The 6677-nt window shown below is 37.3% G+C and carries 5 protein-coding genes; 3 read left to right on the forward strand and 2 right to left on the reverse strand.

The genetic code is table 11. From position 1 onward, the window contains the following. A partial coding sequence (locus AB685_RS24860; protein ID WP_047973271.1) for a nitroreductase family protein occupies window positions 1–146 on the reverse strand: 146 nt, incomplete at its 3' end. Between the two features lie 122 nt (window positions 147–268). Next, window positions 269–2026 (reverse strand): B12-binding domain-containing radical SAM protein, encoded by a 1758-nt coding sequence (locus AB685_RS24865; protein ID WP_047973272.1) that lies wholly within the window; start codon window positions 2024–2026, stop codon window positions 269–271. Between the two features lie 193 nt (window positions 2027–2219). Between AB685_RS24865 and AB685_RS24870 the strand changes: the two genes are divergently transcribed. From AB685_RS24870 to AB685_RS24880, 3 genes are all read left to right on the forward strand, one after another. Beyond that, entirely contained in the window at window positions 2220–4154 is a 1935-nt protein-coding gene (locus AB685_RS24870; RefSeq protein ID WP_128755941.1) for a transporter substrate-binding domain-containing protein, read from the forward strand. After that, a complete protein-coding gene (locus tag AB685_RS24875; RefSeq protein WP_047973274.1) occupies window positions 4132–5487 on the forward strand; it encodes a sigma-54 dependent transcriptional regulator in 1356 nt (451 codons plus the stop codon). Before AB685_RS24870 ends, AB685_RS24875 begins: the two co-directional genes overlap by 23 nt. Window positions 5488–5650: 163 nt before the next feature. Next, complete coding sequence (locus AB685_RS24880; RefSeq protein ID WP_047973275.1) at window positions 5651–6670, forward strand: TAXI family TRAP transporter solute-binding subunit; 1020 nt, start codon at window positions 5651–5653, stop codon at window positions 6668–6670. Window positions 6671–6677: the final 7 nt, after the last annotated feature.

Consider the following 6677-nt stretch of genomic DNA (forward strand, 5'->3'; position numbering starts at 1 on the left):
ATAATAGAAACCTGTTGGCCGTTTATCCAAGAGGGGGCTGATTGGGCAGCTGAAATAATAGCGTTAAGTTTTTCTTCCTCGATCGCTTTAGAAGAATAGGAACGATAGGAGCGATGTTTATGTTGTGTGTTAATAATAGCATTCATGAAGGATCCTCCTCTTAATTCAGAACTGATTCATTTATTATTACATAATATAAGAATAAACCCAACCAAAGTGCAAAAGAGCCAATGCATCTTCTGCATTGGCTCTTTCATTATCGTGGCAATTACTTCATCGTTGATGGAACAAGTGAAGTAGTAAATAACGAAGTTTGTTGTGACTTAGGGTTAAAGTAAGCAATTAATAATTCATGTTTATCTACGATTGCATCGTCTTCTGTGAAGGAATCAAGGGAGAATGGTAAGACCTCAATCATTGTGTGTTTGTGCAGGTCTTTTTCATTAAGTTGTAAAGAAGCGAAATCTTCATTTACTCTTTGCGGTTGATCTGCTAACTCACGTAAATAGGAGCTTTGTTGCTCTTTTGAAAGCGAGAAGCCCCACCATGTTTTACGTGGTTTATGTTTGTGATTTTTGAAGTAATCAACCATCATTAAACCTCTAATGATTTGAAGGTTTTGTGTATCTCTAGCTTCTAAAAATTCATAAAGTCTTGTAAAGAGATCTTCAAGTTGATGACCAATTCTTGACCAACCTTTTGATTCCCAATAGTCTCCAAACTCTTGGAAAAAATCAAAAGGAGAAGCAAATTCTTTTTCCACTAAATAGTTAATCGTCATATCCATCCTATGATCATTCCAGTATTTTTCTAAGACATCCTCAACTCGTTTGATTCGAACAATATCTGAGAATGGTAAAATGTTATTGCAGAGAATCTCATACGGAGCATGATTCATATATACATATTGATGATCTTCTGCTCGTAAACGCAAACCAGTTCCGCGAAGCATTTTTAAAAATCCGAGCTGAAGTTCTTCAGCCCTAAGTGCAAATACATCATTAAATGTATTTCGGAATGAATGGTAATCTTCTTCAGGAAGACCTGCAATTAAATCTAAGTGTTGGTCAATCTTCCCACCCTCTTTTACCATTGTGACAGTACGGGTGAGCTTTTGGAAGTTTTGACGACGCTGAACTAATTCATTTGTTGCATCATTTGTTGATTGGACCCCAATTTCAAAGCGGAAAATCCCTTTTGGTGCATGCTCATTAAGAAATTCAAGGACTTCAGGACGCATAATGTCAGCAGTAATTTCAAATTGGAACACACATCCTTGATGGTTATCAATCAAAAATTGGAAGATCTCAAGTGCGTAATCTCTTTTAATGTTGAATGTCCGGTCGACAAATTTAATTAGCTTCGTACCATTTTCAATAAGAAACAGAAGGTCACTTTTAACACGATCGATATCAACATAGCGAACTCCTACTTCAATAGAAGACAAGCAAAATTGACAACTATATGGGCAACCTCTACTCGTTTCAAAATACGTTACTCGTTTGGTGAGCCCGGCTAGATCCTCATCGAATCGATAAGGGGTAGGGATGTCATCTAATTTCAATTTAGGACGAGGAGCGTTTATAATCACTTCCTCTCCTTTACGGTAAGCTAAGCCAAATACCATATGGAATTTAGAGGTAGTACTTAATTCTTCAAGTAATTGTTTAAACGTTTCTTCCCCTTCACCGACTACGATGAAGTCAGCATCAGCAGTCGTTTCAAGCCATTCTTTCGTGTCATAGGACACTTCCGGTCCACCTAAGACGATTTTGGTTTCAGGCATGACTTTTCTTAGCATTTCAATTACTTTTAATGTCTCTTCAATATTCCAAATATAGCAACTAAAGCCGATAACATCAGGCTTTCGTTCAAATAAATCGGAAACGATATTCATAATAGGGTCTTTGATCGTATATTCTACCATTTCTATAGGGAACTCTGGCTCTGCATAGGCCTTTAAACAGCGCAAAGCCAAACATGTGTGAATATATTTAGCGTTCAACGTCGTGACGACGGTTTTCATTGGTTTATCCCTCAATTCTCTGTTTTCCTTACGTAGTGTATGATACCATACGTTTAGGCAACATGAGAAATGTTMATACGAAATAATACATTAAATGAGTCACCTTTTTTATGAGAAAATTGTAAGGGGATACAATATGAATATTCGAAATTTCATCTCTTTCCTCCTGTTCCTCTCAGTGWTCACAATACCAATGATAGTTCACGCAAAAGAGCCGCTGAGAATTGCATACGACCCTAACTTGCCTCCCATTCATATGCAAGAGGAGGGTCAACATCAAGGTTTCTTAATTGATTTAATGGAGGAGTTAAATCGATATTTGGAAAAAGATTTGATCTATTACCCGATGACCCAAGAAGAAGCGTTCCTTGCGCTTGAAGAGGACAAAGTGGACATGGTATTATCTGCTTCTTTTCATGAACAACGAACAGCTACTATGGAGTATACAGATTCGGTCTTACATACTTCTGTTGGGCTAGTCGTTCGGAGCGATAATCATGAGATTGAAGGTATCTCTCAATTAACAAACGTAAAGACTGCTTTGCAAAAAGAAACAACGGAATATGAGTTCCTTCGTACTATTCGACGAATTCAATATCATGTTGCGAGTAACCAACGAACAGCGATGCGGCTTTTACTGATGGGACGCTCTGATGCATTTGTAGGGAATGTATTAACGGCTGATTATTTAATAGAAGAAACTCAAATGAATAATAATTTCCGAATTGTCGGTAATTACCTCTTACCGATTGATTATGCTATGGCTGTAGCTAGAGACCGTAATGAATTATTAGACGAATTAAATAGAGCGATTAGGACCGTTAAAAAGGAAGGTATATACGCAGATATTCATGAAAGGTGGTTTGGAAATGAAAATCTGTTAACAGAAAGACTGTGGCTAGCAGTTCGAATTACCGTAGGCCTTTTATTAGGTGTTCTTGCGATTACGTTTTTAGCTATTAGGTGGAATCGACGTTTGCAAGCTGAGGTAGAGAAGAAAACACATGTATTAAAAGAATTAAATGAAACGTTACAAGAACAAATTACTCAAACGAAAAACAGCGACGAATACCAAAGGCAGATTCTAGATAGTTCACCTCGTGGCATTGTGACGGTAAATGAAGATGGATTAATCACATCAGTAAATACAAAAGCTCTCCTTATAGCAGGTGAAAAAAACGATCTTCTAACAAAACCTTATCAAGACGTTTTGTTATTAACGCAACTTCTTGAGTCGCACTTTGATCAAGTCTTCCAAGAGAAAAAGTCAATTTTAGGAAAAGAAACAATATGGAAGCGTTCAGATAATAGAGAGTATGATCTACGTTATTATGTCTATCCACTCTTTAATATTAAGCATCAATTAATCGGGCTCATCGTGACGTTTGAAGATATTACAGAAGAGAGGAAAATGCGTCTTCAAGTGTTTGAACAAGAAAAAAATCAGGCATTAAGTCGGGTTGTAGCAGGAATCGCTCATGAAATTCGTAATCCTCTTACATCCATCAAAACATTTGCTGAATTAATACCGAAAAAGTTCCATAATGAACGTTTCCAACGTGAGATTTCTACCTATGTTCCAAAAGAAATTGATCGAGTGAGCCAACTTATTGAAGGTTTGATTGATTATGCTAGACCGAGACAACAGGAAAAAGAATCGGTTCATCTAACAGAACTTGTCCAAGATTGTGCCATCTTATTTGAGAGGACACTGCTTAATAAAGGAATCGTATTAAAGTTAGATCTCATCAATGATGTATTCATTTACGCTAACCCCAATCAAGTGAAACAAGTCATTATCAATTTAATGATTAATGGAATTGATGCTATTGAGGAAGTAATAGAACATAGAAGTGGCGAACTTGTTTTACGATTATCGAAAAAGGAAACAATGGTTGTCCTAGTAATAGAAGATAACGGGATTGGTATGACGGATAAGCAACAGGAAAAGATATTAGAGCCATTTTATACAACGAAAGCTAAGGGGACAGGACTTGGTTTAGCGATTACTCATCAATATGTACAAGATAATGAGGGGCGGTTGTTGATCGATAGTAAAATAGATAGTGGTACAAAGATGATACTACAATTTAGGAGCGAAAATCATGAAGAAAATCTTAATCATTGATGATGAGGCTTCCATTTGTTCTTCATTAACGTTTGCCTTAGAAGATGACTACTATGTTGAGGCAACAACTGATCCAAGTGAAGGTCAAAAGTTAGTTAAATCCACAAGCCCTGATTTGGTTTTATTAGATCTGAAGATAGGGGCAGTGGATGGTTTAGATGTATTGAAAAGTTTAAAAGAAGAACATCCCGAACTTCTAGTTATTATGATTACCGCATATGGCACGATCTCTTCATCGGTAAAAGCSCTTCAAGTAGGTGCTTACTCCTATTTAACGAAACCAATTAATATGGATGAATTAGAGTCGGTCATTAAGCAAGCTCTACACTTTAAATATTTACATGATCAAGTGGAACATTTAAGTCAAGAACTTGAGAAGAAGTATAGTTACGAGGAATTGATTGGTCAAAGTGAATCAATGCAGCGTGTGTATCGCTTGATTRATAAAGTGAAAGACGTTGATTCGAATGTCTTAATTATGGGGGAGAGTGGAACAGGGAAAGAGTTGGTAGCACGTGCCATTCACTATTCTGGCAAGAGAAAACAACAGCATCTAGAAACGGTCAACTGCGCTGCAATCCCTGAGCACCTTTTAGAAAGTGAACTGTTTGGATATGAAAAGGGAGCATTTACAGGGGCTGTTTCCTCAAAAGATGGAAAGTTTCAATTAGCGAACGGAGGATCCATTTTTCTAGATGAAATTGGGGACATGCCTCTTGCCCTACAAGCGAAACTTTTACGGGTCCTACAACGTAAGGAAGTAACGAAGCTCGGTTCTAATGTGATGCAATCGTTAAATGTACGAGTTATTGCTGCTACAAATAAAGATTTAGAAGAAGCGGTTAGACAAGGAGAGTTTAGGGAAGATCTTTACTTTCGGCTTCATGTTATCCCAATTTTATTACCACCCCTACGGGAGCGAATTGACGATTTGAAGCTATTGGTATCGCATTTAATCAAATTATTTAATAAGGAAATGAATAGTGAGATCACTGGCATCTCAAAGGAAGCCTATCAGATTTTATCTTCTTATTCTTATCCTGGTAACATTCGTGAACTTGCTAACATCTTAGAATCAGCCATGGTTTTTGCCAATGAAACAACGATAGAAGTAGAAGATTTGCCGATTCATTTAAGGTCGAAGAAAACAATCATACGATCAGAGCAAAATGATCTTTCATCTTTCGTTGGTCTATCTTTAAAAGAGCTGGAAAGGCAGTTCATTCTAGAAACTCTTGATTATAACGAAGGTCATCGAAAGAGAACTGCAGAAATGTTAGAGATTAGCGAAAGAAGTCTACGAGATAAATTAAAGCTATACGCGTCTACTTAAATTCATTAAACCGGCAAAAAATGCAACACCGGCATTTTTTGCCGGTGTTTTTTGTGTTTGAGTTGCAAGAAATACTGTAAGCGCTAACAAACTGGCTATTTTAAAAATTGGCACACTACTTGCATTAGTAAATAAGTGTACAAAAACAATTGGGGGTATTATAATGAAAAAATTTATTGCAAGTTTATCCATGGCATCTTTACTAGTGCTTGCGGCATGTGGTGGAGACGATGCGAATACAGAAAATGACACAGCAGGTGATAATGCAGATGCTGGTGAGCAAACTGAGGGTGCAGATTTAAGTGACTTATTCGTAACAGTAGCAACTGGTGGAACTTCTGGGGTGTATTATCCTATCGGTGGCGCGATTTCAACGATTCTCGAATCAGAATTAGGAATTGATTCTTCAGTACAAGCAACAGGGGCATCAGTGGAGAACGTTAACTTAATTGATACTGGCCGTGCAGAACTTGCGATTACAATGGCAGATTCAGTTCTTCAAGCATATGAAGGAAGTGGAGAATTTGAAGGGAAAGACCCTATCGAATCGATGGCTGGTCTAGCAGCACTTTATCCTAACTTCGTTCAAGTTGTAACAACAGAAGATACAGGAATTGAAAGTGTGGAAGACTTAAAAGGAAAAAGTGTAGGGGTTGGTGCTCCGAATTCTGGTGTTGAATTAAATGCTCGTATGGTATTAGAAGCCCATGGAATGAGCTATGACGACATTAACGAAGATTATCTTTCTYATAGTGAAGCGATTGACCAAATTAAAAACGGCATGATTGATGCAGCATTCGTAACAAGTGGTGTACCAAACGCAACAGTTATTGATCTAGACACTACTCATAATGCGAAGATCATTCCTATTGAAGGGGAAGCAATGGAATACCTAGAAGAAAATTATCCATTMTTCTCTGCAGAGGCAATTCCTGCAGGTTCATATGATAATGAAGAAGATATTCCAACGGCTGCGATCACAAACTTATTAATTATTTCAAGTGAAATTTCAGATGATGCAGCTTATGAAATCACAAAAACACTATTTGAGAACATTGATAAGATTCAAGGCTCTCATAATGCAGCTCAAGAAATTACATTAGATACTGTAGATGTAGGTATGCCAATTCCGTTCCACCCAGGAGCAGAACGTTATTTGAAAGAAGTAGGGGCGATTGAGTAATAAATAG

The organism is Bacillus sp. LL01 (assembly GCF_001037965.1).